The sequence below is a fragment of the Pseudomonas sp. IT-P44 genome, from assembly GCF_949768225.1.
Lineage (GTDB): Bacteria > Pseudomonadota > Gammaproteobacteria > Pseudomonadales > Pseudomonadaceae > Aquipseudomonas > Aquipseudomonas migulae.
The window spans coordinates 225,443-251,665 of record NZ_CATKQM010000024.1 but is presented as its reverse complement, the minus strand read 5'-3'; the positions used below and the strand labels follow the sequence as shown (position 1 = coordinate 251,665).

28 protein-coding genes and 1 pseudogene are annotated in these 26,223 nt (G+C 57.4%); 16 read left to right on the top strand and 13 right to left on the bottom strand.

Annotation, left to right across the window (positions count from 1 at the left end; all coding sequences use genetic code 11):
- Positions 1 to 12: 12 nt before the first annotated feature.
- Entirely contained in the window at positions 13 to 288 is a 276-nt protein-coding gene (locus ACM6IO_RS14755; RefSeq protein WP_008033367.1) for a metal/formaldehyde-sensitive transcriptional repressor, read from the bottom strand.
- 503 nt (positions 289 to 791) lie between these two features.
- Between ACM6IO_RS14755 and ACM6IO_RS14750 the strand changes: the two genes are divergently transcribed.
- Positions 792 to 1,064 carry a hypothetical protein gene (locus ACM6IO_RS14750; RefSeq protein ID WP_008030842.1) on the top strand — a complete coding sequence of 91 codons (273 nt, stop codon included), beginning with the start codon at positions 792 to 794 and terminating at the stop codon, positions 1,062 to 1,064.
- Positions 1,065 to 1,181: 117 nt separating this feature from the next.
- On the opposite strand, the gene ACM6IO_RS14745 is transcribed toward ACM6IO_RS14750, so the two are convergent.
- The gene (locus ACM6IO_RS14745) at positions 1,182 to 1,991 is read right to left on the bottom strand and encodes an NYN domain-containing protein (protein ID WP_192229325.1); all 810 of its coding nucleotides are present in this window, start codon (positions 1,989 to 1,991) and stop codon (positions 1,182 to 1,184) included.
- 658 nt (positions 1,992 to 2,649) lie between these two features.
- Positions 2,650 to 2,772: pseudogene (locus ACM6IO_RS14740) on the bottom strand (IS5/IS1182 family transposase); the annotation flags it as partial.
- Between the two features lie 400 nt (positions 2,773 to 3,172).
- Here ACM6IO_RS14740 and arsN2 point away from each other — a divergent pair.
- The 5 genes from arsN2 to ACM6IO_RS14715 all read left to right on the top strand — a co-directional run bounded on the left by arsN2 (position 3,173) and on the right by ACM6IO_RS14715 (position 5,988).
- The gene (arsN2, locus tag ACM6IO_RS14735) at positions 3,173 to 3,619 is read left to right on the top strand and encodes an arsenic resistance N-acetyltransferase ArsN2 (RefSeq protein ID WP_192229323.1); all 447 of its coding nucleotides are present in this window, start codon (positions 3,173 to 3,175) and stop codon (positions 3,617 to 3,619) included.
- Positions 3,620 to 3,811: 192 nt separating this feature from the next.
- Positions 3,812 to 4,153, top strand: coding sequence for a hypothetical protein (locus ACM6IO_RS14730; protein ID WP_223435654.1), 342 nt, complete (start codon positions 3,812 to 3,814; stop codon positions 4,151 to 4,153).
- A 374-nt stretch (positions 4,154 to 4,527) separates the two neighbouring features.
- The gene (locus tag ACM6IO_RS14725; RefSeq protein WP_008033362.1) at positions 4,528 to 4,806 is read left to right on the top strand and encodes a DUF2790 domain-containing protein; all 279 of its coding nucleotides are present in this window, start codon (positions 4,528 to 4,530) and stop codon (positions 4,804 to 4,806) included.
- 238 nt (positions 4,807 to 5,044) lie between these two features.
- Positions 5,045 to 5,692, top strand: coding sequence for a hypothetical protein (locus ACM6IO_RS14720; RefSeq protein WP_223435657.1), 648 nt, complete (start codon positions 5,045 to 5,047; stop codon positions 5,690 to 5,692).
- 89 nt (positions 5,693 to 5,781) lie between these two features.
- Positions 5,782 to 5,988, top strand: a complete 207-nt coding sequence (locus ACM6IO_RS14715) for a co-regulatory protein PtrA N-terminal domain-containing protein (protein ID WP_008033360.1) — start codon at positions 5,782 to 5,784, stop codon at positions 5,986 to 5,988.
- Positions 5,989 to 6,100: 112 nt separating this feature from the next.
- Here ACM6IO_RS14715 and ACM6IO_RS14710 read toward each other — a convergent pair whose 3' ends face one another.
- Complete coding sequence (locus tag ACM6IO_RS14710; RefSeq protein ID WP_192229321.1) at positions 6,101 to 6,427, bottom strand: DMT family transporter; 327 nt, start codon at positions 6,425 to 6,427, stop codon at positions 6,101 to 6,103.
- 67 nt (positions 6,428 to 6,494) lie between these two features.
- A complete protein-coding gene (locus tag ACM6IO_RS14705) occupies positions 6,495 to 7,496 on the bottom strand; it encodes an SLAC1 anion channel family protein (protein WP_414911739.1) in 1,002 nt (333 codons plus the stop codon).
- 115 nt (positions 7,497 to 7,611) lie between these two features.
- On the opposite strand from ACM6IO_RS14705, the gene ACM6IO_RS14700 reads away from it, so the two are divergent.
- The 4 genes from ACM6IO_RS14700 to ACM6IO_RS14685 all read left to right on the top strand — a co-directional run bounded on the left by ACM6IO_RS14700 (position 7,612) and on the right by ACM6IO_RS14685 (position 12,832).
- Entirely contained in the window at positions 7,612 to 8,568 is a 957-nt protein-coding gene (locus tag ACM6IO_RS14700) for a GlxA family transcriptional regulator (RefSeq protein ID WP_192229319.1), read from the top strand.
- A gap of 190 nt (positions 8,569 to 8,758) precedes the next feature.
- Positions 8,759 to 9,280 carry a sigma-70 family RNA polymerase sigma factor gene (locus ACM6IO_RS14695; protein WP_192415941.1) on the top strand — a complete coding sequence of 174 codons (522 nt, stop codon included), beginning with the start codon at positions 8,759 to 8,761 and terminating at the stop codon, positions 9,278 to 9,280.
- Complete coding sequence (locus ACM6IO_RS14690; protein ID WP_280161423.1) at positions 9,277 to 10,233, top strand: FecR domain-containing protein; 957 nt, start codon at positions 9,277 to 9,279, stop codon at positions 10,231 to 10,233. Before ACM6IO_RS14695 ends, ACM6IO_RS14690 begins: the two co-directional genes overlap by 4 nt.
- A gap of 118 nt (positions 10,234 to 10,351) precedes the next feature.
- Positions 10,352 to 12,832, top strand: coding sequence for a TonB-dependent siderophore receptor (locus tag ACM6IO_RS14685; protein ID WP_414911738.1), 2,481 nt, complete (start codon positions 10,352 to 10,354; stop codon positions 12,830 to 12,832).
- A 119-nt stretch (positions 12,833 to 12,951) separates the two neighbouring features.
- On the opposite strand, the gene ACM6IO_RS14680 is transcribed toward ACM6IO_RS14685, so the two are convergent.
- The 3 genes from ACM6IO_RS14680 to ACM6IO_RS14670 form a co-directional block, all read right to left on the bottom strand.
- The gene (locus ACM6IO_RS14680) at positions 12,952 to 13,572 is read right to left on the bottom strand and encodes a LysE family translocator (protein ID WP_008024109.1); all 621 of its coding nucleotides are present in this window, start codon (positions 13,570 to 13,572) and stop codon (positions 12,952 to 12,954) included.
- 48 nt (positions 13,573 to 13,620) lie between these two features.
- A complete protein-coding gene (locus tag ACM6IO_RS14675) occupies positions 13,621 to 14,115 on the bottom strand; it encodes a PaaI family thioesterase (protein ID WP_414911737.1) in 495 nt (164 codons plus the stop codon).
- An 89-nt stretch (positions 14,116 to 14,204) separates the two neighbouring features.
- The gene (locus ACM6IO_RS14670; RefSeq protein ID WP_008024112.1) at positions 14,205 to 14,609 is read right to left on the bottom strand and encodes a RidA family protein; all 405 of its coding nucleotides are present in this window, start codon (positions 14,607 to 14,609) and stop codon (positions 14,205 to 14,207) included.
- Between the two features lie 132 nt (positions 14,610 to 14,741).
- Between ACM6IO_RS14670 and ACM6IO_RS14665 the strand changes: the two genes are divergently transcribed.
- From ACM6IO_RS14665 to ACM6IO_RS14655, 3 genes are all read left to right on the top strand, one after another.
- On the top strand, positions 14,742 to 15,668 hold the full coding sequence (locus tag ACM6IO_RS14665; protein ID WP_008024114.1) for a LysR family transcriptional regulator: 927 nt from the start codon (positions 14,742 to 14,744) through the stop codon (positions 15,666 to 15,668).
- Positions 15,669 to 15,804: 136 nt separating this feature from the next.
- Positions 15,805 to 16,473, top strand: coding sequence for an ATPase (locus ACM6IO_RS14660; RefSeq protein ID WP_414911736.1), 669 nt, complete (start codon positions 15,805 to 15,807; stop codon positions 16,471 to 16,473).
- Between the two features lie 122 nt (positions 16,474 to 16,595).
- Positions 16,596 to 17,378, top strand: a complete 783-nt coding sequence (locus tag ACM6IO_RS14655) for a DeoR/GlpR family DNA-binding transcription regulator (RefSeq protein ID WP_008044193.1) — start codon at positions 16,596 to 16,598, stop codon at positions 17,376 to 17,378.
- A gap of 22 nt (positions 17,379 to 17,400) precedes the next feature.
- Here ACM6IO_RS14655 and moaD read toward each other — a convergent pair whose 3' ends face one another.
- From moaD to ACM6IO_RS14640, 3 genes are all read right to left on the bottom strand, one after another.
- Positions 17,401 to 17,652, bottom strand: coding sequence for a molybdopterin converting factor subunit 1 (gene moaD, locus ACM6IO_RS14650; RefSeq protein WP_192415962.1), 252 nt, complete (start codon positions 17,650 to 17,652; stop codon positions 17,401 to 17,403).
- 28 nt (positions 17,653 to 17,680) lie between these two features.
- Positions 17,681 to 18,508, bottom strand: a complete 828-nt coding sequence (gene fdhD / locus ACM6IO_RS14645; RefSeq protein ID WP_414911735.1) for a formate dehydrogenase accessory sulfurtransferase FdhD — start codon at positions 18,506 to 18,508, stop codon at positions 17,681 to 17,683.
- 135 nt (positions 18,509 to 18,643) lie between these two features.
- Entirely contained in the window at positions 18,644 to 19,534 is an 891-nt protein-coding gene (locus ACM6IO_RS14640) for a LysR family transcriptional regulator (protein ID WP_414911734.1), read from the bottom strand.
- A 282-nt stretch (positions 19,535 to 19,816) separates the two neighbouring features.
- On the opposite strand from ACM6IO_RS14640, the gene moaB reads away from it, so the two are divergent.
- Both moaB and glp read left to right on the top strand, forming a co-directional pair.
- Positions 19,817 to 20,356 carry a molybdenum cofactor biosynthesis protein B gene (moaB, locus tag ACM6IO_RS14635; protein WP_414911733.1) on the top strand — a complete coding sequence of 180 codons (540 nt, stop codon included), beginning with the start codon at positions 19,817 to 19,819 and terminating at the stop codon, positions 20,354 to 20,356.
- Positions 20,353 to 21,558, top strand: coding sequence for a gephyrin-like molybdotransferase Glp (glp, locus tag ACM6IO_RS14630; protein ID WP_414911732.1), 1,206 nt, complete (start codon positions 20,353 to 20,355; stop codon positions 21,556 to 21,558). The genes moaB and glp overlap by 4 nt, the downstream gene beginning before the upstream one ends.
- Positions 21,559 to 21,605: 47 nt before the next feature.
- Here the strand turns inward: glp and ACM6IO_RS14625 are convergent, their stop codons facing one another.
- Together ACM6IO_RS14625 and moaA are read right to left on the bottom strand one after the other, a co-directional pair.
- Positions 21,606 to 22,505, bottom strand: a complete 900-nt coding sequence (locus tag ACM6IO_RS14625; protein WP_414911731.1) for a bestrophin family protein — start codon at positions 22,503 to 22,505, stop codon at positions 21,606 to 21,608.
- A 5-nt stretch (positions 22,506 to 22,510) separates the two neighbouring features.
- Positions 22,511 to 23,509 (bottom strand): GTP 3',8-cyclase MoaA, encoded by a 999-nt coding sequence (gene moaA, locus ACM6IO_RS14620; protein WP_414911730.1) that lies wholly within the window; start codon positions 23,507 to 23,509, stop codon positions 22,511 to 22,513.
- A gap of 388 nt (positions 23,510 to 23,897) precedes the next feature.
- On the opposite strand from moaA, the gene ACM6IO_RS14615 reads away from it, so the two are divergent.
- On the top strand, positions 23,898 to 26,222 hold the full coding sequence (locus ACM6IO_RS14615; protein WP_414911729.1) for an FdhF/YdeP family oxidoreductase: 2,325 nt from the start codon (positions 23,898 to 23,900) through the stop codon (positions 26,220 to 26,222).
- Position 26,223: the final 1 nt, after the last annotated feature.

Sequence of the window (26,223 nt, the reverse complement as noted above, 5' to 3'; positions counted from 1 at the left end):
GTGTACCTGCGTTCACTTGGAGTAACGGCGAATGGCCTCAAGAAGTTCTTCGACGCCCTTGTTACGCTCCTCTTCGCTGAGAGCAGGGTTCGCGACATGCTCCCGCGCGTGGTCCTCGATGATTTCCTCCATCAAACCGTTGATGGCTCCGCGGGTAGCGGCAACAAGATGCAGTGTTTTGGCACAATCGAGATCCGATTCCAATGCCCGTTCAACGGCTTGGATTTGCCCGGCGATACGTTTTACGCGTTTGAGAAGATCGCCTTTGTTTGCTGCAATATGGCCCATGGGATACCCCCCTACCTATGTATTGCGCATGATAGGCATACCCCCTATACCTATGCAATGTCAGGGGCGGAGAGGGCATCTATAACCCCTGGCAGGAAAAAGGCGTCATTTGCGTGGGGGAAATCGAGAGGACCTGGAATGAGCGCTTCAGTCGATAGCAGTCGCCCACGGAAGGGGCGTAAAGGTCCTAGGACGCTATAAAAATTCCTACACAAACCTGGGAATGCGTCACCTTTCCCGCCGTTCTGATGAAGCCTATAGTCCTACCCGTTGCCCAAAATGGCGATCAGGTTTGGCGACCTGATATACGAGTGCGAGGGCTGCCTGCTCATTTGCAGGCGTCATCGCATCCGCAAAACCGTTGTACTATGGCGGTTGCGCGCGGGAGACCTTCGGGTCTGCCGGTTACTCGTTCCCGGTTCGCCAACCTGCGCGCAACTGCCACCCTATTCGTTTGGCGACGATCTGTTGGCGGTCTCCTCTAACTGAACGAGATCTCACCTATGGAAAGATACATGCCCCTCACCGGAATCGACCTGGTTCCGGCCTCGCTGCTCATCGACACCGAAGCCCCACTCGACGTACTACAAGCCGCCGCTGACTACCGAATTCGCGCGGTTACTCAGGTGCTGGAGAACATTGCCTTTCGCGCCGAGATTGGTTGCGACACGGTGGTGTTGTCGGACTTCTCCAAACTGCTGGCCATTCCGTTGCGCGATGGCTGTGATTTAATGGATGTTATTGGTCGGCGATTGCGGGCGCAGACGAAGGAGTGAATGAAAACGGGCGCTGAAGGCGCCCGTTTTTTTCAACTATAAAAAAGATCTGACATCTTCATTATGCGGCATAATTTTTCTCCGCTTTCGGCCAAAAGCGGACGTTGGTGGCAGGTGCTACGAGCTTGGCTGTCGGTGCCGGGCATAGAGTATTGAACCGCTCACTCCCGACGTTCCTCTCATTTGCAGTTCAAAAATATCCGGATACCCCTTGATCAACTCACTGAGTTTTTTATAACCATGGGTGCGGGGATCGAATTCAGGTCTCAATTTGCTGATGTTGGCGCCCAGCGCACCCAAGTGAGCCCAGCCGTCCTCGTCGGCAATGTCATCCAAGATCTTTGCAATGAAACTTACGGGTGCCTTGGGTAGCTTCTTTACCTCTAGGGTACTGGCGACTTTGACGGCCTGGATTGCGGCGGATGACTCGGGATCGGGTCGATCATGCCCATTGCTCGAAGCAACAAGCACTTCACTGCGCAGCAATTCGGTATAGATGAACTTGTCGCAGGCTGACACAAACGGTCTTGGGGTTTTTTCTTCACCAAACCCGTAGACGGTCAAACCTTCTTCACGTAGCCGCGAAGCGAGGCGTGTGAAGTCACTGTCGCTCGAAACCAGGCAGAAGCCGTTGAAGCGTCGGGTGTACAGCAGGTCCATTGCGTCGATGATCAAGGCGCTGTCTGTTGCGTTCTTACCTTTGGTATACGCGAACTGTTGGATGGGCTGAATCGAATGGTCGAGTAGCACCTTTTTCCATCCACCCAACTGAGGACCAGTCCAGTCGCCATAGATCCGCTTGACGTTGGCGACGCCATACTTGGCGATCTCTTCGAACAAACCTTCAACAATTGCTGCGGGGGCATTGTCGGCGTCGATCAACACTGCCAAATGTTTTTGGGTGGGAGTGGGAGCGTGGATGGCCATGGGTCGTCCTTGTGTTGAGGGCTCCAACATACCGTTAAATCACGGATGAACAAAGGGTCCACGGCTTCGCGCTAGTGTGATGTTCGCGAAATAATTCTCTCCATACGTGCACTAGACTTCAGGTGCCATTCCTACCTTGGAGAATTCTTGGTGAGCGCCCTGAAAATTACGCACCGGCGAACACACGATGTAATGGACGCTCAGGTACGTGGGTAAGTTATTTTGAAACAGCATGATAGGGATATCGGAGTATCGAATACTGCACTAATACTGGAAATCAGCATGCGACATGTATTATGAGTACCTTAATATTAGGATCTAGCGATAAACATCCAGACGAAGAAAATAAGCTCTAGTACAACCAGAACGGCCAGCGCCTTATTAAAAAATATGAATGCTTCACCTATAGGCTTTCCTGTGGCCTTTCTGTGATCGACAAATGAGTGGGTCGCGAATGCTAGTGCCGGTATAAAACCCAACAAGAACCACGCAAAATCAGCCATTAGCGACACTCCTCAACCTTTCTTTACGGAAGCTCAGATCAACTTGCAAGGTACCTGCCACGAGTTGAAAGTTCCATGACGTTCAGCGCCAAGTTATCGCGAAAGCATCCTATTCTCGGGCTTTTCAGCCCATTTCTATGCGCTACACGCGCAACTCACCCATACCCATCAGCCATCCACAGGTTGGACACGGCGAACAGAGTGGCCAACTGAGCGGTGTTCTTCATCACTCCACGATAGCGTACCTTCAGATAACCGAACTGGCGCTTGATCACCCGAAGCGCGACCGCCCCGGTACGTTTGGAACGCAGAGGGAGAGGAAATCTTGAGCAAGATCCGGTGAGCACACGATGTGATGGAGGCGAAGGTGCGTGGGTAAGTTATTTCGAAAACAGCACACTATAGTGCGTGTTTACCAACGGCTACGAGTTTGCGGTAATGTGCAAAACGGAACCGGTTAAACAATGACTTTCAATCGACCGACAGCGGTCGGTAGTCAGAGGCTGCTTTGGGTCGGTTGCGTCCTTCGCAACAGACAACATTCGACCCATAGCTGCTGGTGGCGAAAGGCAGAAAACGACCCGAAGCAGACGAATTCCAGTGCCGTTCTCGATTGATCGGGGATAAAGATTGAGCGTGCTAGCATTGAGATCAGAGAGCCTAGTAAGAGCACTGACGATGCAGATGATTAAAGTAGGAGCGAGCGGTTTGAATCAGCTCCGTGCGTCTTTGAGTCAAGCTGGATTACCCTACGATGATGTGAGCGATCCCGGGCGGCAGTTCTACCGATTCGACGTGGATGGGGAATTGGTTGCTTATGGTGGGTTGGAGGGCTCGGGCCCCGATCTCCTACTGCGCTCTATGGTCGTTTGCGAGAAACATCGCGGTGCGGGACTGGGTACGGCGGTGTTGTCGGAATTGGAACAATACGCGGTCTCCCGAGGCGCAGCTCGACTGCATTTGCTGACCCAAAGTGCTGTTAATTTTTTCACGGCAAATGGGTACGAACTGCTTGATAGGGGTAAGGCGCCTGTCGCAATTACCCAGACAGCTCAGTTCAAGCATTTGTGCCCTTCGTCAGCAAGCTACCTGCGGAAAACTTTAAGCAGATCCCTTCTGCGCTGAGTGAACCATCGAAACGCTGCTGGGTCGTTGCTAGTGTTGGTAGCCAGCGCCCGCTTCTGGCCGATTGTTGCCGTTCACGAGCGACTGCATTCGGCCAGATACCGTCATCAATGGCTCAGTGAAAATCATACAAACCATCATCATTAATGATGCTCACCAGCTGCCCCCTTGGACTCGAGCAATGGATATCGCTTGGATGAATGGCAGTTCCTCAGCCTGCGGGACGTCTGGAAATCAGCTGTACTTAAATTCCGACATCGAGTTCCTGGAGATCAGATTATGAGAAAGCACAGGACGTTTGGTTGGGTAGCGATGATTTTTCTTCTGGTGGCGAACGGGGCAGCTTGGGCGGCCACCGAACGAGCCGAGACGCGTCGTTCCGCGCGCGATGTCAGGCAGGAGACGCGCCAGGGTGCGCGTGAGACGAAACAGGATTGTCGAGCAGCCGATGCCCAGAGCAATCCCGGTTGCCGACAAGACAAGCGACAAACGAAGCAGGAAGGACGTCAAAAAGCCCGGGATATCAAGTACTGAACCTGGACGCTCGAACGGCGGAAACTGGCCGATTTCGGCCAGTCATGGACGGCAGAAATCGGCCAATACCCGATATTTCTCACCCTGGCTCGCAGACGTTTTCGGTCCATGTGCCGTCACAGCCAGCACGTGAAATCTTGCTCGAAAATCCGTCATAACATGTTATGACCTCACTCAAAAATGCCGTTTGGCCCAACAAATACGGCGTTTAATGGACGAATGGTCGTAAGGCGTCAAGCGCGGGGAATTGCTAGGGGCCTGAAGCCACTACAGGCGACTCAGATCGGCGCGTTCGTCGCGGTGAAGTGAACTTCACTTTGATCACGTGTCACATTAAGTCCTCGTTAAGAGAACTTCAGTGGAGGTATAGCCTTATGAACATGGCCACAATTGTCAGTGCCGTGATTTCCAGTCTCGCGCCAACTGTCTTCGACCAGAACGGCCTGCAAGAACCCGGCGCGCATGTCTCAGCCGTCGATTACCACTACGGTATGGAAATCGATGTGAAGCGGGTATTGCAGCGCACTGATACATCCAACAAGACAGGCGTGGTACCGGTAACCCTGGTCTATGAAGACAGCCTGGGTGAGGTTCACAAGATCCGTTTCCTCGAATGGGGCGCAAGCCCGGCAAATCCCACCAGCATTGCCTGATCCGCTCGCCGATAGGGTTCTGGATCTCGCCGACCCCAGAAGCGGAAGTTAAACCTCATATGCACTAAGTACGGATGATTAAAAGTTCATTCGCGAAAATCACTATTATCCTGGCAGCGTAACGCTGTGAGATTATTTAATAATAATTGTTGGATCCTAATTACAATCAGCAACGGCAAACTCCAATCAGTCTGTGCCGAGAACTATGTTGATTCACTATTGAAGTCAAGAGGTAACCATGGAACTTAGTATGATTTCTTCGTCCGCCGTGGAATATTTTCGTTTGGGCGTTGTATATTTCCATCTTATCGCCTGCTGTGTTGCAATCGGTCTTGTCTTGACCAGTGACGTTGCAATGGTCAAGCAACTCCTGAAGGGGGACGTGTCGGGTCACCATGATGACGCACATATGGAAAGCCTTCAAAAAACCGTCGTACTTGCACTTGTAGCCCTTTGGATTACGGGCATTGGCATTATCGGGATCGATTATGCCGGCAAGGGGATGGAGTATTTTCAGAATCCAAAGTTGCAAGCAAAAATCGGGATCGTTGTACTGCTGACCTTTAACGGCTTCCTGTTGCATAGCGCTGTATTGCCGGCGCTGAAAAAAGCCGGTTCGTTACTTGAACTTTCCTTCAGCCTTCGCATGCTGGCGCTGTTCTCGGGTGCGCTCTCTGGTGTGTCGTGGTTCTATGCCGCCATGTTGGGTGTTGGTCGTCCGCTGGCCTGGAAATACTCGCTGATCGAGTTGCTGGCAGCCTATCCGGTTCTCATCGTCGGTGGATTCGCAATGATGGTAATGCTCACCGCCTGGGCAAAAAGCAGAGATACCGACGGGCGTATGGAGCAAGGCACCTGGACGCAACAAAATGCCGCCCTGGCTTAATGCTAAAGCCAGGTTGAATAAGCAAGTAATGCTTTAGCAAACAACTACCACTGTTATCTATTAATAAACTCTTACTTGAGGATACCCAAATGAAATCCATGAAAGTTCTTTTCGTCGCCGCCGCTCTGACCGCTTCCACTCTGGCTATGGCCACAGGTGGCGGTGATCGGACCTTCACACGCATGGAGTCGGCCCGGAAAGTCTCGATGGAAGCCTTCCAGGTTGCACAGAAACAGAAGGCTGAAGCCGCTGTTGCCGAAAGCAAAGCCAAGGCGACCGATCGCACCAACGGCTGATCTGTGTAGGGTCATTAGGGGCAGACCACATTTTCTAGATGTGGTCTGCCCCTGAAATCCCCGAACTCCTCTCTTGCTTGAGCCCAAAAGACATTCTGAAGTCCTTGCTCGTTCAAGCTGCCCAGCGTAGCCCCGCGACACTCAGCAGGATCAATCCGATCCAGACCAATCGCCAGAGTGAAACCCCATCACCCAACCAGTACATGCCGACAATGGCTGTGCCGGCGGCGCCGATGCCGGTCCAGACTGCATAGGCGGTACCGACTGGCAGAACGCGCAACGCCATCGTCAACAGGCACAAACTGCCGGCCAACACGATGACGGTACCGGCCAACACGGCGGGCCGTTCAAAGCCGTTTGCAGATTTCAAACCGACCGCAAAGGCGATTTCCAGAAGTCCGGCAACGATCAGCATTAACCACGAAGTGCTGTGTGTCATTCGATGAAACCTGTAGGGGCAAAAAAAGAAGCGAGCCGGTGAAGGCTCGCCAAAGGGAGGTAAAACGTCAGTTGGCCAACAGTTTGCCGCTGAACAGGCTGATCAGGGTTTTCACCAACAGCACGGCCAGTGCCATAGTGAGAAACAGCAGGATCGCCGCAGCGATGACCATCAGCAGAGCGTTGTCCTGGGCATGTGCATATTTCAGCGCCGCATTACTCAGGGCCGCGATGGGAAAGCTGATAGCCCACCACGAAGGGGCAAAGGGCACATCGCGACGGAACACTTTGAAGCTCAGCACCACGAACAGGAACAGGCCGAAGTAGAACAACACACTGGCAAACCGGTCGATTTCGCCGAACACGTTGGTGTACGCCAGGAAACCTACCTCAAAGGGTGCAATCAGGACCATCAACGAAGGCACCATGCCTTTGGCCAAAGCGGCCTCATGCACCAGTCGCGAAAAGATCCGGGTGAAGAAAACCAATGCCAGCACCGCACCCACGGCGAGGGCAAACAGGTTGAACTCCGCAGCCCAAACCATGGGCATGTGCGCACCGGTTACCGCGATGTCGAGGGTGGCAACACCAGGGATCAGCCAGGCAGGCACGGCATTCCCCGAATCCTGATTGCCCGACAGCAGACGCGAAACCACCAGGCCTGCGAGCAACACCGTCAGCGCGCTGCCCAGTATCCACAGAGCCTCTGCGAGCCACTGGCTGTGGGGCGCAGCGACTGCCGAAAGCAGCAACAGGGCAATGGTGACGGTGCCAAAAAAGTTGCTGGCAATCGGATGGTTGAACTCGGCCTTTACTGCTTCAGGGTGTTTCACCCATTTGCTCAGGTAACCCAGGGTCAGCAGCACGAATACCAGGCCGGCCAGTGCGCCAATCGCTTCACCCAATGCGCCGCCGACGCCGAAATATTGGCCACTCAAACGCCAGGCCAGTCCCAGGCCAGCCAGACCCATGACGGAACCGAACAGGTTGATGGGCAGGTTTTTGATCGACGTCTTACTGCTTGATACCGATTGTGCAGCTGCGACGGAGGAAGTGTATGCAGTGTTCATGGCGGTCTCCCGTTTGACTGAATTTGCTGTTGGAGCTATTTTCAGCCAAAAAGGCCATGGCTGAAATAGTCACATAACGACGTATTCAGCCAATGATTCGACGAGGACAGACATCATGCGCATAACCCTCCTGGCGTTCCCCCGCGTGCAGCTTCTGGACGTCATCGGCCCGGCCGACGTCTTTGCTGAAGCGGCAAAGCAGCTCGGCAATCCGCGCGCCTATCGGGTGGAAGTCATCGGTACCGACAAGGGGATGATCAAAGGTTCAAGCGGATTGAAGCTGGGCATCGACGAGACCTTCGATACCTATAAAGGCAAGATCGATACGTTGCTCGTGGCCGGAAGCCCACACATCGATGAAATTGCGCTCGACCCCGCACTGCAAGAATGGCTGCGCCGACAGGCGAAATCCGTACGCCGTATCGGCTCGGTCTGCAGCGGTGCTTTCTTGCTCGCCGCCGCTGGCCTGCTGGACGGACGCCGAGTTACCACTCACTGGAATTCCAGTGCAAAACTCGCCAAGGAGCACCCGCAAACGCAGGTCGAACCCGACAGCATCTTCATCAAGGACGGCAACATCTACACCTCGGCGGGTGTCACGGCCGGCATGGACCTGGCCCTGGCGCTGGTCGAAGAGGATCACGGCAGAGAACTGGCGCTGAGCGTTGCCCGTGAAATGGTGATGTTCTTCAAGCGGCCTGGCGGACAGTCGCAGTTCAGCGCGCAACTGGCAGCGCAAACCGCAGAGCGCAGCGTAATCAGAGACGTGCAGGATTATGTTTTGGAGCACCTGAAGGCTGACTTGAGCGTACCCACCCTGGCTGCCCGCGCCGGGATGAGCGAGCGCAACTTCGCCCGTACCTTTAAATCCGAAGCGAATTCGACCCCGGCCGAATTTGTCGAGCTGGCGCGCATTGATGCGGCCAGGCGGCTAATCGAAGGCTCGGACGTATCACTCAAGCGCTTGGCCGATACCGTCGGCTATGCCAATACGGACGGGTTCAGAAGGGCATTTATGCGACGCCTCGGAGTGGGGCCGAGCGATTATCGCAAGCGATTTTCATCCGTGTGATGCAGGGGTAAGCGTCAGCGACATTGATCATGCGACTTCAGAAATATCCTGATAGCCGCCTGCATGTATTTATTGATGGGCTTGATGCATCTGCCTGGCGTCGCGCCTGTCAGCCAATGTGGCTATTGCAAATCACCCATTGCACACATGACAATGCGAGTCATTATCACTCGCGAATTATTCCATCGTCATGTCCGCCAACGATTTATCCCTGCGTAGCGCCGTCAATGATCTGTATTGCGACCATCACGGTTGGCTCAATGGCTGGCTGCGCAAGCGCCTGGGCAATGCGTTCGATGCGGCAGACCTGACGCAGGACACCTTCGTCCGGGTCATCAAGGCGCGTAACGCACTCGATATTCGCGAGCCGCGACCTTACCTGTCGATGATCGCCAAGGGGTTGCTGATCGATCTGTTCCGCAGGCGGTCATTGGAACAGTCCTATCTGGAAGCCTTGGCAGCCATGCCCGAATGGCAGCAGCCTTCGTTGGAGGAACAGGCGATCCTGTTGCAAGCCCTGATGGAGATCGACCGCTTGCTGCAAGGATTGGGGACGAAGGTCAAACAGACGTTCATCCTGTCTCAGTTCGACGGTTTGACCTACCCGCAGATTGCCGAGCGCTTGAATATCAGCTCTCGCACGGTTAACAACTACATGGCCAAAGCCATGGAGCATTGCTGCCTGATGCAGATTCAGTTGCAACTGGCATGAGCCTTTCGCCCGCTGAGTTGAAGGCAATCAGCGTTGCCGCCCAGTGGTACGCGCGACTTCGGTCGGGTGTCGCCACCGATTCGGACCTGGCTGCCTGGAACGACTGGCTGGTCGCCGACCCTGCTCATCGACAAGCCTGGCAACGCATGGCGGACGTCGGCGAGCAGATGGCCAGTGTGCCGGGTGCCCTGGCATCGCCAGCGTTGCGTGGTGCTGATCGATCCCGGCGTCAGGTGTTGCGCAGTGTGCTGGTGCTTGCCTCCGCCAGTTCGCTGGGCTGGCTGGGCTGGCGCAGTGAAACCTCGCAGAACCTGTTCGCCGATTTTCGCACCGCCGTGGGTGAGCGTCGTGAGTTCCGGTTGGCAGATGGCAGTTCGTTGCTGCTCAATACCGACACCTCGGTCAACCTTCGTTTTGACGGTCGTCAACGTGTGCTCGAACTGTTGCGTGGCGAGATCCTTGTGACGACCGCTGTCGATCCCTTGCAGCGACCCTTCAAGGTGCTCACCCGTCATGCCGAGGTGCTGGCGCTCGGGACGCGTTTTATCGTCCGGTCCCTTGAGCAGGGCGGCGGGGTGGCGGTGATCGAGAAGGCCGTAGAGGTTCGTTCGGCTGGCGGTGGCTCGACGGTGCGTCTGGAGGCCGGCCAGTCCCTGGACTTTGATGGTCACTCGTTGGGGGCGGTACGGCGCAACGACGCAGCCGTCGGCGCCTGGCAAACGGGCAGCATCATTGCCATCAATCGTCCCTTGGCCGAGTTGCTGGCTGACCTTTCGCGCTATCGCACAGGTGTGCTGCGCTGTGATCCGCGTATTGCCCAATTGAAAGTGTCCGGCGCTTTTCCCATTGATAACACCGACCTGGCGCTGGCTGCGCTGGAGAGTGGTTTCTCGCTGCGGATCACCCGGTTCAGCCGCTATTGGGTCGACGTGTCGCGTGGTGATTTGCTCTGAATGTGGGCTTGCTCGCGATAGAACTGAAAATAATTTTCCGGCCTTTGCACTTTTCATACACATCGTTCGGCTCATCCCTCAGTGAGTTTTTATTGATTGTTTTTGGGGGAGGGTAAGCATGTCTCGGGTGTACAAGTCTGATCGTCTGGCGACCGCAGTGACGGTCGGGCTATTGGCGGCAACGACGGCGGGCGTCTGGTCCACGGCAACGCTTGCGGCACAGGTGCCGGTGCAACAGCAGAACCCGGTGAAAACGTTCAACATTCCCGGCGGCGGCCTGACCGAAGTGCTCAGCCAATTCGCCAGTGCGGCGGGTGCCGCCATTTCCTTTGATGCGCGACAACTCGAAGGGTTGAAATCCCCGGGCCTCAACGGTGCGTTCGGGATTAGCGAAGGGTTTGCGCGGATTCTGGGTGGAAGTGGTCTGCAAGCCGAACCCCAGGCCAACGGTACATATGTCCTGCGACCAGCCCCGGCTGCCGGCTCGGCCCTGGAACTGGGTGCGACCAACATCAATGGGCAAATGCTCGGCGCGACCACCGAAAACAGCGGCTCGTACACCACGGGGGCGGTGACTATCGGCAAGGGTGAGCACTCACTCAGGGAAACGCCGCAGTCGGTCACGGTGATGACGCGCAAGATGCTCGATGACCAGAACCTGAACACCATCGACCAGGTCATGGAAAAGACCCCGGGCATCACCGTCTACGACTCGACCATGGGCGGCAAGTATTTCTACTCGCGCGGGTTCCGCATGTCGGGCCAGTATCAGTACGACGGCGTCCCTCTGGACATGGGCAGCCTCTATGTTCAGGCCGACAGTTTCAGCGGTGACATGGCGTACTACGACCGTGTCGAAATCCTTCGCGGCGCAGCCGGGATGATGAAAGGTTCAGGTGGCACCGCCGGCGGGGTGAACTTCGTGCGCAAACGCGGCCAGACGGCCCCGCACACCGACATCACGCTCTCCGGTGGCAGCTGGGACAACTATCGCGGACAGGTTGACACCGGTGGCCCGCTCAACGAATCCGGCACCCTGCGCGGACGGGCCGTTGTCGCCGAGCAGAGTCGGCATTATTCGGTAGATGACGCCAGTCGCAAGGATCAGGTGTATTACGGCGCGCTCGACGCTGATGTGAGCCCCGACACGACACTCGGCCTGGGCGTTGCCTATGAAGATGTGGACGCCAACCCTTGCTGGGGTGGCCTGCCGCGTTACCGGGACCGCAGCGATTTGAAACTCAGCCGCTCGACCTGCCTCGATCCTTCGTGGAACACGTGGCGCAGCCAGCGCACCACCGTTTTCAGTGATTTGAATCACCGGATCAATGATGACTGGAGCTTGAAGGTCGCCAGTGTTTATACAAAAAACACCCAGGACATCAAGTACGCATTCGCTTCCGGCGCCGTGACGCCTGGCACCAATACCACCGGCATGCTGGGCAGCATGTACGATTACGATCAAGTCGATTACGGCCTTGATGCGTACGTGGATGGCAAGTTCAACGCGTTCGGCCAGCAACATGAATTGATCGTGGGCGCCAACGCCAGCCGTTCGAAAAAGGACGACTTCTACTCGGTGGCGTTTCTGAAGCAACGCCAGAATGTGTTCAACCCCGACAAACATATTCCGGAGCCGGATGACAGTTACTTTATCGACAACTCGTCTCGCGGCGGGCCAGTCAATTCGGTGACCAAACAAAAGGGCATTTACTCGACACTGCGGTTGAAACTGGCTGATCCGCTGACATTCGTCGTCGGCAGTCGGGTGAGCTGGTACTACTCTGAAACCGACTCCGACTTCATCAACACAGGCACCTCGGAACATTCCAGCGCTACCGAGACCGGGCAGGTGACGCCGTTTGCCGGTGTGCTGCTGGACCTGAACGAGAACCTGACGGCCTATGCCAGCTACTCGGATATCTTTACCCCGCAAGGCAATTTCCGCTCGGAAGATGGTTCGGCGCTCAAGCCGCTCGTGGGCCAGAGCTATGAGCTGGGGATCAAGGGCGCCTGGTTCGACGGTCGCCTGAACAGTTCCTTCAACCTGTTCCGCACTATCCAGAAAGATCAGGCGCAGACGGACTACAACTCATCCTGCCCTTCATCCGATGGTTATTGCTACGTCAATGCCGGCAAGGTTCGCGCCCAGGGATTCGAGGCCGAGATCAGCGGTGAAGTCATTGAGCGCCTGCAAGTGCTGGCGGGTTACACCTATACCCAGACCAAAACCCTCGACGATATCGACACCAGCCTGAACGGCGCAGCGTTCAACAGTTATGTGCCTCGGCATGTGCTGCGCATGTGGGGCGATTACGCCCTGAGCGGGTCGCTTGAGCGATTCACGATCGGTGCCGGCGTCAACGCGCAAAGCGATAACTTCCGGGTTTCACCTTCCAGTGGCGAAAAAATCAGCCAGTCAGGTTATGCGGTCTGGAACGGCCGCATCGGTTACCGCATCGACGACACCTGGTCGGTTGCGCTCAACGGTAACAACCTGTTCGACAAGCGCTACTACGCCACCATCGGTACCGAGACCTTCGGTAACTACTACGGTGATCCACGCAACTTTATGGTGTCGGTCAAAGCGAGTTTCTAACGCAGGCCGCACTGAAGACGACGCATAACCCGTGAATGAAATGCCCGCTTCGCAAGAGGCGGGCATTTTTTTGGGTTCTTCACACAATCCCGGGAAACACAAAACTGTAGGAGCGCTGCTCACCGCTTGCTGAACGCCAACCGCGCTGCAAACAGAACAAAGATCATGCCCGTCGTGCGGTCCATCCACTTGATGACTTTTTCACGCCGCAGCACCAGGGCGAGTGGTTGTGTAGCGCGAATCAACGTCAACGACCAGATCAAACCGAGCACCACGTGAATGCTGACCAGGCCAAAAGTCCAGGCAATCAGCGAGTGGCCCTGGGGAATGAACTGTGGGAGAAAAGAGACGTAAAAAATGCCGATTTTCGGATTGAGCACATTCCCCATCATGCCTTTCAGAAACCAGTTGGCCGTTGGTTTTGCGTCCGTTTCCAGGGGCGACAGCGAGCGGCGCGGGCGCAACAGCATGTTCAGGCCCAGCCACGCCAGGTAAGCGGCGCCGCAGTATTTCAGGACGTTGAAGGCCAGTTCCGAGACCGCAATCAACGCGCCCAGACCAAAAGCGACCGCAGCGCCCCACAGAAAGCAGCCAGCATTGATGCCCAATGCCGCGCGGAAGGCCTGTTGTCGACCTTCCACCGTTGCGGTTCTCAGGATCAATGCGGTATCGAGGCCAGGCGTTAGTGTCAGCAACGTGGCCGCGAAGGTAAACGCGAGAAGATTGTCGGCGATGGACATGGGCGTGCGCTTCCAAAAGAGGATGCGCGCACGTTATCACGCGGCGACTTATCGGTTATGCGCGACGTCGGCCAATTGAGCGGTGTCCACGCGAACAAAAGTGGAGTCGCCCACCGCCGTGAGCACGTCCCCGGCGTAGATCTCGCAGATGACCCGAGTCTTGCGCCCGACATCACCTTCGACTTTCGCCCGCAGGGTCAGCGGGACACCCATCGGCGTCGGCTTGATGAACTTGATGCCGAGGTTGCCCGTGACGCAATTGATGCGCGGAAGGCTGGCGGCGTCGCGGTTTTCCGCCCGGTAGTGATAGGCCATGGCGGTCCAGTTGGAATGGCAATCCACCAACATCGCGATCAAACCGCCGTAGACCAGATCCGGCCAGCCGCAATACCTGGCGTCGGGCAGGTGCTCGGCGATGACATGCTCGCCGTCTTCATGCCAGTAGCTCTTGACGTGCAGCCCATGCGGGTTGCGGCTGCCACAGCCATAACAAACGCCTTCCGGCGCCGCGGTGTCTTGCAGGGAAATGTCGGGTGTGGACATGCCTGGGTCATCCTCAAAAGTGTGGGCTGAACATTTTCCGATTCTAACGCCGAACGGAAAACGCGTTCATCCCCTGTGCAGGCGTCAGTTCATTCCTCGGCGGTGTCTGGAAGCCTGGCAATCACCTTGATCTCGAATTGAAAGCCATACAGCCACGTTACGCCGACTCCGGTCAACGTCGGGTGCGGTGCATTACCCCAGAACTCCGGCACGATCTTCCAGATGGTTTCGAAGGTCGATTCGGGGTCGACGATGAACACGGTGACATCAATCACATCGTCGAAGGTGCAACCGGCCGCCACGAGGATCGCGTTCAAATTGGTGAATGCGAGCCGCACCTGTTTCTCCAGATCCGGTTCGGGCGATCCATCCTCAGCGCTGCCGACTTGCCCCGAGACGAATAAAAAGCCGTTGGAGCGAATAGCCGGCGAGTAGCGATTGCGCTCATATAGCGCCTGGCGTTTGGCTGGGAAAACAACATCGCGCTGCGTCATGAAAGGCCTCCATCAAGGGCTCTGTGTGAACGATGAAGGGACTGTAAGGACTTGCATCGGGGCGATAAACGAGCAACCTTGGCCAGCACTGTTTGTGATATCCAAACAATCCTATCGATACCTGGGGCTGCAATGGACCGTTTTGATGCAATGCAGGCATTCGCGCGGGTGGTGGAGGCGGGCAGTTTCACCAAGGCGGCCGAAACCCTGCACATGAGCAAGACCACCGTGACCCAACTGGTGCAGCAACTGGAGGCCCGGTTGCGCGTCAAGTTGCTCAACCGCACCACGCGCAAGGTCAACGTCACGGCTGATGGCGCCGTCTATTACGAGCGGGTGTTGCGGCTGCTGGCCGACATGGACGATGCCGAAACCAGCCTGTCCGGTGCGTCGACGTTGCCCAGAGGCCGGCTGCGCGTGGATGTGCCGAGCCCGCTGGCGAGGATGATTCTGGTGCCGGCATTGCCTGCGTTTTATGCGCGATACCCGGACATCCAGATCGACATGGGCGTCAGCGATCGCATCGTCGACATCATCGATGAAAACGTCGATTGCGTGGTGCGCGGCGGCGAGCTGATGGACCAGTCGCTGATGGCCCGGCGAGTCGCTGACCTGCCGCTTGGGGTGTTTGCAGCACCGAGCTATCTGGCTCGCGTCGGCGTGCCTTTGCATCCGCAAGAGCTGGAGGATTCGGATCATCGAGTCGTCGGCTTTTTGTGGGCGCGCACCGGCAAACCGGTGCCCTACGCGATGTACAACGAACGTGAGCGTGTGCAGGTCAAAGGACGATATGTGCTGGCCGTCGATGATGGCAACGCATTTCTTGCGGCGGGCCTCGCCGGGCTCGGTGTGCTTTGGCTGCCCAAATACATGTCCCGGGACTACGAGGCTCGCGGTGAATTGGTACCGCTGTTCGAGGACTGGAGTCTCGAGACGATGCCCTTGTATGTGGCCTTCCCGCCGAACCGGCACATCAGCCTGAAGCTGCGCGTGTTTATTGATTGGGTGGTCGAGTTGATGGCGCAGCATGCGCCGGTTGCTGATCGGCCGGGGGCATGAGGCTAGGGGGTAACGATCCCTTTTGCCGCAACCATTCGTTTGATCAATAACCATCATCAAGAATCGCAAGTTCTGTTTTTTCGCCAAGGGAGGAGGATAGCCACATACCGAATTCGCCACCGAAGGAACCTGCGCGATGAGAATCTCTACCCTGCTGGCCCTTGTCGCTGTCCTGACCGGCAGCATTGCCGCCACCGTGCCGGCTTACGCCGCCGAACAGTCCTGCCACTTCCCGCCGGTCGCCGACAGCGCCGCGACGTTGCAACACGCGCAATCAGTGGGCGTGCTCTACAGCGAAAACACTGTCAGCACCCTCGAATACCTTGAGCAGTACCACTCGGTCGCGCTGAACGGCGCGAAGAACCCTGAACTGGATTCACGCATCAGCAGCGCCTTCGTCGACAGCTCCGATCCGAAACGGGCGATCAACTGGCTGATGGGGTCGTTGCAGAAAGAGTTTGCCTCGGTGACGGTCTACGACAACCTCGATGCGCTGGTGCAGGCGCACCCGGACGTGGTGGTGATGCTCGACACCTACAGCCGCCTGGTGTCCAAGCGCAATAACCAGGTTGAAGCGCGGTTCATGGCCAAATTCTACGACTCGAACCTGCAATACATCGGCAAGGCCGAGGGCTCGCGCGCACAACAAATGCCTTCGGTCTGGGTGCATGGCAAAGCCGCGCCGGAGATCGCCGCGCAGATCGACCAGCAAACCGCATTGCAAGTGAATGCACTGAAACAGTTCGACACCTCGCTGAAGGCGCTGGTGACCTCAGGCCATGTGGCCCAAATCGCGATCAACTGACGCTTCACCGCAATCCTGTAGGAGCCGGCTTGCCGGCGATGGGGCCCCCTGAGCCTTGCATCGATTGTGTTTGCACGAAGGTTTGGCTAATCTCGCACAAACCCGCAAACTCAGGCATAAACATGCACGATCATCACTCGGCCGCCGAACTCCCGCATCTGCGCCGGCAGAAAATCCTGCTGATCCTCGAACGTGACGGCAAGGTCATGGCCTCCGAGTTGAGTCAGCATTTCGCCGTTTCGGAAGACACCATCCGCCGCGACCTGTCGGAGTTGGCCACGGCTGGTCTGGTGCAACGCGTGCACGGCGGCGCGCTGCCTCGGCCCAAGGACACGGGCAAGGATTACTTCACGCGGGTCAGCGAAACCGATGAGGTGAAAACCCACCTCGCGCAACTCGCCGCCAGTCGCGTGGAGAATGGCCAGATCGTGATGTTCGATTCCGGCACCACCACGCTGCAGATCGCGCGTTCGTTGCCTTCGGACATTTCCATCACCGCCATCACGACCTCGCCGATGACCGCCATCACCCTGGCCGAATACAAAGGCATCAAGGTGATTCTGGCAGGCGGGCAACTCAACCTCGCGACGATGTCAGTCAGCGGACACGAGACCCTGCGCTTGTTGCAGGGTATCAAGGCGGATGTGCTGTTCACCGGGGTTTGCGCGATTCATCCGCAAGTTGGCATCAGCTCGTTGCACTTCGATGAGGTGCCGGTGAAACAGGCGCTGCTCGACAGTGCTTCGCAGGTGATCGCCGTCACCACGGCGGACAAACTGGGCGCGGTCGAGCCGTTTGTGGTCGCGCCGTGCAACCGTATCCATACGTTGATCACCGAGCGCCATGTGGCGTCGGGCGATGTCGGGGATTATCGGAAACTGGGGATCGAGGTGGTTCAGGCGTAGGCCTGAACACCACGCACAATGCTTAGCCGCCAGTGACGGGTGGAAAAAACGCGATCTCGTCAAAGTCTTCGACGGTCTGATCCAGTCGACACAGGTCCTGGTTCACCGCGCACATCAGGTTGCTCTCACTGAAAATATCTGCCCAGACACCGCCACGCGCTACCAGCCGTTGGCGGATGTCTTCGACAGTGTTGAGCGAGGCATCCAGCAGCAGCTTTTCACCGCCAAGGTTCAACTGCTCGCGATAGCGGGCGAAGTAACTGATGAGAATCATTGCGTGTCCTCCAGATTGAAATGCCCCGTTAAACCGGGCTGTAGATGCGTGGCGCGTTGCGATGGGGGACGTGAATCAGATTGAGGCGGTGCCGGATGGCCCACTGCACCGTCAATGCAGTGGGTGCCGACAGGCTGACCAGCGTGCCGAGCTTCGCCCGTACGGCTTTGTGAATCAGCTCCAGGCTGCAGCGGCTGGTCACGACGGTGAAGCCGACGCGCGTATCGATCCGTGCCTGTTGCAGCGCGCCGATCAATTTATCCAGGGCGTTGTGGCGGCCGATGTCTTCCCTGCACACAACCGCATTGCCGTAAGCGTCGAAATACAACGCCGCATGCAGCGCGCCACTGCTGCGCGCCATTTGCTGAGCCTGTTCGATGCGCTCGCGTATGCCGTTGAAGTGCGCTGCGGCGGGGAGCGGAACGGGCTGCAGAATGTCCAGTTGCGGCAGCGCCTGTTCCAGTGCCTCGACACCACACAAGCCGCAACCACTGGTGCCGGTCATTTGCCGGCGATGATTTTTCAGTGCCCAGAACGCGCGACTGGATATCTGCACATCGGCCTGGCAGGCCTGATCGAAATGCGTGAGACGCACGTCGTAGATTTCGCTCAGGTCTTCAACAATGTCGTTGCTGACGCTGAAACCGCGGATGAAATCCTCGAGGTTGCCGGGCGAGACCATCATCACCGCCTGGCTCAGCCCGTTGTAAGTAATGGCCAAGGCAATCTCGGACGCCAGCGCCGCTTCTGAACGGGCAGCGGCCTTATCGTATTCTCTGAACGTCACGTGCAGCGGTTGTGGCGCCGGTGCATTCACATCCGTTAGTTCATTGGATTGTTCAACTTGGCACAACATGATTAAACCCCGCAGCACTGGATTAAGTTCAGGCTACGGATGTTCAATTATTGCGTCCAATCGCTTGTTCCGATTCCGTGATTGGCGCTATCGATCATCATGTCCACACGTTGTTTGTCGGACGGCTGATAAATATCAGTTTGTTGCGTTGAATAACAATCGGGCCTCGGCAAAACATTTCTCGGCGATGGCCGAGCGCGGTTCGGTTTTACGCATGACCAAGCCCAGCGGCGCGAGAACGCTGGCATCCGGCAGATTGATGAACGCCAGGTGTTCGATCGGCTCCTCCAGTCCGCTGTCCAGCGGCATGATCGAGCAGCAGAAGCCTTCGTGAATCGCCTGGAGCAACTGATACGTCGAATCACTTTCCAGGATCGGCTGCGGGTTGAGCCCGCGACTGCGGAAACTCAGGTCGATGGATTTTCGGTAGTGCATGCCATTGCTGATCATCCCCAGCGGCAGTTCGGCGGCGTCTTCCCAGCTCATTTCAGTGCCTTCGAAATGGAAGTGACGGGTGTCGTAGAGCAGACCGACACGGGTCTCGCCGATTTCGAAAAACTCGAAGTAATTGGGATTCACGTGATCCAGGTAGCAGACACCCAGGTCCAGTTGGTTGTTGCCCAGGCCTTCGATGATCTGGTCCGAGCTCATCGAGTTCAGGCTGAACTTGAGCTCGGGAAAGCTGTGGGAAAGGCCCTTGATGTAGCTGACCGGATTGAAACTGCTGAGCGGGACCAGGCCCATGCGCAGGTTGCCGACCAGTTGGCCACGGCAGGCGGCCGCTTCGGCGAACAACCCGTCATGGGCCGCCAGCAGGGTTCTGGCCCACGCCAGTACGCGCTCGCCAGCCTGGGTGAAGCCTTCGAAGCGCTGGCCTCGGGTGACCAGCACCAGATCCAGTTCATCCTCCAGATTACGCAGGCGCATGGACAGGGTGGGCTGGGTGATGTGGCAACGCGCGGCGGCTTGACCGAAGTGACGGGTCTGCTCCAGTGCGATCAGAAACTTGAGTTGTTTGATGTCCACGATGGCACCTGCCGAGAGGGAATGGGCTGTCAGTATTAGCGTAGGTGCGAAGGGCACAGGCTTGGCATTTAACGTTATGAACAGACGATCTCACTGCCTCTCTTTTCAGTCCAATCAGTAATATTTAATGAGTCATCGGCGGGCTCTATCACTGCAAGATTTAATAGTAAAAATGGGTGATAGAGGGGGTCGATAAGTTGGTTGGTTAGAGTGATTAGACAGTGATTATTCAAGGGCTTTAGTCTCTGAAGGTTATTTAATTAATACCTGCCGGAGAAAGATATGAGCGTGAAATCGGATGCGTTATTTGTACCGTTGAATATTGCCGTGCTGACCGTTAGCGATACCCGTGAATATGCCAACGACACCTCCGGGCAATTGCTGGTCAGTCGATTGCTGGAAGCCGGCCACACCCTCAGTGAACGCAACTTGTTGAAGGACGACCTGTACAAAATCCGCGCCCAGGTGGCGAACTGGATCGCTGACGAAGACATTCAAGTGGTGCTGATTACCGGCGGCACCGGCTTCACCGGCCGCGACAATACGCCCGAGGCCGTGGCGTGTTTGCTGGACAAACAGATTGACGGTTTTGGTGAGCTGTTCCGGGCGATCTCCATTCTCGACATCGGCACGTCTACGGTACAGAGCCGGGCATTGGCCGGGTTAGCCAACGGTACGCTGGTGTGCTGCCTGCCAGGTTCGACCGGCGCCTGTCGAACCGCGTGGGAAGGCATCCTCGCCGAGCAGTTGGATGCCCGTCACAGACCGTGCAACTTTGTGCCGCATCTCAAAGCGGTGCAGGCGTGCGGGCCACGGGGATGAGTTCTTCAGCATTGATGCCGGTAGAGGAAGCCATCGCCAAACTGCTGGCGATGGCCGAGGCGCAACACCTGCATGACAGCGAGCCGGTCCCGTTGAATGCGGCCCGGCAACGCGTGCTGGCCAATGACCTGGTGGCGACCCTGGACCTTCCGCCGTGGCCCAACAGTGCCATGGACGGTTATGCGCTGAGTGTTCATGACTGGAACGGGCAACCGCTGGCCGTGTCGCAACAAGTTTTTGCCGGCCGCGCCCCCGACGCCTTGCGGCCGGGAACCTGCGCGCGGATCTTCACCGGGGCACCTGTGCCGCAGGGCGCCAATTGCGTCGAGATGCAAGAGAACGTCGACGTCCTGGCGGACGGGCAGATACGCTTCAAGCAGCCACTGACGGCGGGCCAGAACATCCGCCCGCAAGGCCAGGAAAATCGCGCGGGCGAGGTTTTGTTGGTTGCGGGCACACGGCTGGGACCGTTCGAATTGGCGGTGGCTGCGGCTCAGGGATTGACGCAGGTCGATGTGGTGCGCCGGCCACGGGTCGCGTTGCTTTCTACCGGCGACGAACTGGTCGAGCCGGGCACGCCACTGAAGCCCGGCGGCATTTACAACAGCAACCGGACGCTGTTGAGCCATTGGTTGAGCGCATTGGGCTGCGAGGTCATCGATGGCGGGATTTTGCCTGACCAGCCACGGCAGACACGGCTCAAGCTTGAACAGTTGCAACACGCGGCCGACTTGATTCTGACCACCGGTGGCGTGTCTGCGGGTGATGCCGACTGCCTTGGGCAAGTGCTGCGCGAATGCGGCAGACCGTTGTTGTGGAAGCTGTCGATCAAGCCGGGCAAGCCACTGACCGTCGGCCATTTTGGTACGGTGCCGGTGATCGGTCTGCCAGGCAATCCGACCTCGGCGCTGGTGACGTTCGGGCTGTTGGCCCGGGCTTATCTGCTGCGGATTCAAGGTGTCGAAGAGGTCACGCCCTTGAACTTTCCGGTCAGCGCCGGTTTCGATTGGCCCAAGGCCGGAAGCCGCCGGGAATACCTGCGGGTCAAACTGCAAGCAGGCCGGGCTGTGCTTTATCCGAACCAGAGTTCCGGCGTGTTGCTCGGTGCTTCCTGGGCGGACGGACTGGCGGAGATTGCAGAAGGTTGCACGCTAAAGGTCGGTGACCCGGTGCGGTTTATCCCTTTCAGCGAATTGTTCTAGAGCACGTCAACCATCCCTCACCGTTGGCTGAGGGATGAACGTCTCGATCACTCAAGTACGTAATCAACGGGCTCCAGCACCGGAGGAAGCTGCGTCGCCCCCAGCGCCGACAGCACTTCACGTTCGATAATGCGCACCAGGGCATCGGTGGGCAGGTCATTTTCGTCGCGACCGAACGGGTCTTCCAGTTCATCGCCAATCGCGTCCAGCCCGAAAAACGTGTAGCTGACAATGGCGGTGAAAATCGGTGTCAGCCAGCCCAACGGTTCGGCCATGGCGAAGGGCAGCAAGATGCAGAACAGGTAAATGGTCCTGTGCAGCAACAGGGTGTAGGGAAACGGCAGCGGCGTGTGTTTGATACGTTCGCAAACGGCCTGGGCCTGGGTCAGGCGGGTCAGATGATTGGCCATGAGCGTATAGCGCCATTCATTGATCGCGCCCGATTCGCTGAGCGTCGAACACTGTTGGCCGACCTGCAGCAGAATTTGCCCACTCAGGTCGGGAGTATTGTTCCTCGGCATCGGGTCGAGCCAGTCGCCACTGGCCGCCAGTTCGTTTTCCGAGCGCAGTTTCGCGTTCAGCGCATGGGCGAAGCCGCAGAGGTTACTGAGGATTTTTGAGCGTTCGCCGGCGTCCTTGATGATCTGGGTTTCGCGAATCATCGACCGAATGTCCACGATCACATCACCCCACGCCTTGCGTGCTTCATACCAGCGGTCATAGCAGGCGTTGTTGCGAAAGCTCATGAAGATCGACAACGACAAGCCCAGCAGGGTGAACGGCGTTGCACTGACCTTGGAGAAATAACTGGGGTGCAGGGTCTCGATCAGCACGATGGCCGAGGCGAGCACGGTCACCATCAGGCTGCGCCAGGCAATACGTTTGGCGATCGAACCCTTGAGTGAAGTCAGGACGCCGATCAGATTGGGTTTGGGTCTCACGATCATGGTTTTCAGCCGCCCGTCATGTTCATGAAGCGAACCACCTGAACATCATCGTTCACTTCGAAATTGTGCCGATAAGGCTTGAGCTTCATCGCCTCGATAATGGCTTTTTCCAAGCGTTCGGGCTGACCGGGATGGGCGCGCAATACGGCCTTGAGGTCGACCGAATGTTCGTTGCCCAGGCACAGCAGCAGCCGGCCTTCCACGGTCAGCCGCACCCGGTTGCAGGTGCCGCAAAAGTTGTGGCTGTGGGGGGAAATGAACCCCAGGCGAATCTGTGGCGCTTCGGCCAGACGCCAGTAGCGGGAAGGGCCCTGGGTCGACTCGGCGGAGTCAATCAAAGTGTAGCGCTCGGCTATTCGTTCACGTACCTGGGCGCTGGAATAAAACGATTCCGCGCGGCTGTGCTCATGAATGGTGCCCAAGGGCATTTCTTCGATGAATGAAATGTCGAGCTGGCGGTCGATGGCGAAGCTCACCAGATCGTTGATCTCGTGATCGTTGCGGCCCTTCATCACCACACAATTGAGCTTGGTGTTGCGAAACCCGGCGGCGTTGGCAGCGTCGATGCCTTTTATGACTTGCGCCAGATCGCCGGTGCGCGTCAGTTCGCGAAAGCGTTGCGGGTCCAGGCAGTCGAGGCTGATGTTGAGTCGTTTGACCCCGGCGTCGAACAACGGCTTGGCCAGTTTGCTCAACTGCGAACCATTGGTGGTCATGCACAACTCGCGCAAGCCGGGCAGGGCAGCGATTCGTTCGCACAGTTGCACCACACCCGGACGAATCAACGGCTCGCCGCCGGTCAGGCGGATTTTGCGGGTGCCCAGGGCCACGAAGCTTTCGGCGACCTGGTAGATTTCTTCCAGGGTCAGGATCCGTTGGCGTGGCAGGAACTGCATGTCTTCGGCCATGCAATACACGCAACGGAAGTCGCAACGATCGGTGACAGACATCCGCAGATAGTCCACGCGCCGGGAGAACCCATCGATCAAGACTCGCTCTGACATGACAGCCTCGCTTGGCGGTTTCGGTGGTAATGACCCGCGCACTTTGTAATGGAAATTCCGCCGTTATCCGGAATGGATTGCGGTGACGGAACTGTAGGAGCCCGTTACAGGTCCGTTGTTTTGCGACTCGAACCGCAGGCTAAGTGCAACTTTGGAGGGCGTCCAATCACTATTAATGACTGGGTGATCGATGGGCTCTATGACAAACTTTTTTCAATCGTTAAAGTTATTTATTAAACACTCAAGCCATTGAAAATAAAGGGATAAAGCCCGTGATAGATCTCTTCGATAATGTGGTCATTAATAGCGATTAGACAATATTCAGACCCCATTAATATGCTTGCTCCGTACTTCGAAAAGCCTGTGTGCAATGTCACGGAGAAGCATCATGTCTCAAGTCGACCGTTACAAACCTTACAAGGGTGCCGCTGCCGGTTGGGGGGCGTTGATCGCCGTCACCAAGAACTGGCTGGGCAGTGAGAACGCCCTGAAAAATATCCGCGCCATGCTCAAGACCAACCAGAACGGTGGCTTCGACTGCCCGGGCTGCGCCTGGGGTGAGTCGCCGGAAAACGGCATGGTCAAGTTCTGCGAAAACGGCGCCAAGGCGGTTAACTGGGAAGCGACCGGCCGGCTGGTGAACCCGGCTTTCTTCAACAAATACACAGTGTCGACGCTGGCCGAGCAAAGCGATTACTGGCTGGAGTATCAGGGCCGGCTTACCCATCCGATGCGCTACGACGCGCAGTCGGACCGTTACGTGGAAACCACCTGGGATGACGCGTTCGCCCTGATTGCCCGGCACCTCAATGCGCTGGAATCGCCGGATCAGGCCGAGTTCTACACCTCGGGCCGGGCCAGTAACGAGGCGGCTTTTCTGTACCAGTTGTTCGTACGGGCCTACGGCACCAATAATTTCCCGGACTGCTCCAACATGTGCCACGAAGCCAGTGCCGTCAGCATGGGCGAGAGCCTGGGCGTGGGCAAAGGCACCGTGGTGTTCGATGACCTGGAGCACGCCGACGCGATCTTCGTCATCGGCCAGAACCCCGGCACCAACCATCCACGGATGCTTGAACCGCTGCGCGAAGCGGTGAAACGCGGGGCACAGGTGATCTGCATCAACCCGCTCAAAGAGCGCGGGCTGGAGCGTTTTCAGCATCCGCAGCACCCGATCGAAATGCTGTTGAATGGCTCCGAGCCGACCAACACCGCCTACTTCCGCCCGGCACTCGGCGGCGACATGGCGGTGATGCGCGGCATGGTCAAGTTCCTCTTGCAGTGGGAGCGCGAAGCTCAAGCCTGCGGTGGCGAACCGGTGTTTGACCACGCCTTCATCGCTGAACATACCTCGGGGATGGATGAGTATCTGGCGCAAGTCGATGCCACCACCTGGGCGCACATCGAGGAACAGTCCGGCATGAGCCTGCCGGATATCGAACTCGCCGCGCGCATGTACGCCAAGGCCAAAGCCGTGATCATGTGCTGGGCGATGGGCTTGACCCAGCACACGCACTCGGTGCCGATGCTGCAGGAAGTCATCAACCTGATGCTGTTGCGGGGCAACGTCGGCCGCCCCGGCGCGGGCCTGTCGCCGGTGCGCGGTCACAGCAACGTGCAAGGTGACCGGACCATGGGCATCAATGAACTGGCACCGGTCGAGCTGCTGGATGCACTGGAAAAACGCTTTTCGTTCAAGCCGCCACGCGAGCACGGCCACAATACCGTGATGGCGATTTCGGCGATGGAGCAGGGCCGTTCGAAAGTGTTCATCGCCCTGGGCGGCAACTTCGCTCAAGCCACCCCGGACACCCCGCGTACCCACGACGCGTTGCGCAAGTGCGACCTCACCGTGCACATCGCCACCAAACTCAACCGCAGCCATTTGGTCACCGGACGGGAAGCGTTGATTCTGCCGTGCCTGGGTCGCACCGATATCGACATGCAAGCCGAAGGACCACAAGGCGTCACCGTGGAAGACACCTTCAGCATGATCCACATCTCCCACGGCCAGTTGAAACCCAAGTCGGTGCATCTGCGCTCGGAGCCGGCGATCATTGCCGGGATCGCCGCCGCCACGCTGGGCAAGCGTCCGATCGACTGGAATTGGGCCATCGGTGACTACGGCCGCATCCGCAACATGATTGCCGACACCATTCCAGGCTTCGAAGATTTCAATCAACGGTTGCTGCACCCGGGCGGTTTCCACATGCCGAACAACGCTTCGAATCGCGTCTGGAAAACCGCGACCGGCAAAGCGCAGTTCACCCCGAGTGTATTGCCGGAGCACCTGATCAGCGAAGGCGTGCGCAACCTGGCAGAGAAGCCGGATCTGATCCTGCAAACCATGCGTTCCCACGATCAATACAACACCACCCTGTACGGTCTGGATGATCGTTATCGCGGGGTCTACGGCATGCGCGACGTCGTGTTTGTGAACGAGCAGGACATTCGCAAACTCGGCTTCGAGCCGGGGCAGAAAGTCGATCTGGTTGCGCTTTGGGACGATGACCGCGAGCGTCGTGTCAGCGGCTTTACCCTGATTGCCTACGACATTCCGCCAGGCCAAGCCGCCGCTTACTACCCGGAAACCAATCCACTGGTTCCGCTGGAAAGCTACGGTGACCGCACGTTCACCCCGACCTCCAAGTTCGTCGCCATCCGCCTCGAACAGGCGGGGGCCAGCAACGTGATTATGTCTTCCGTCGCGTAGT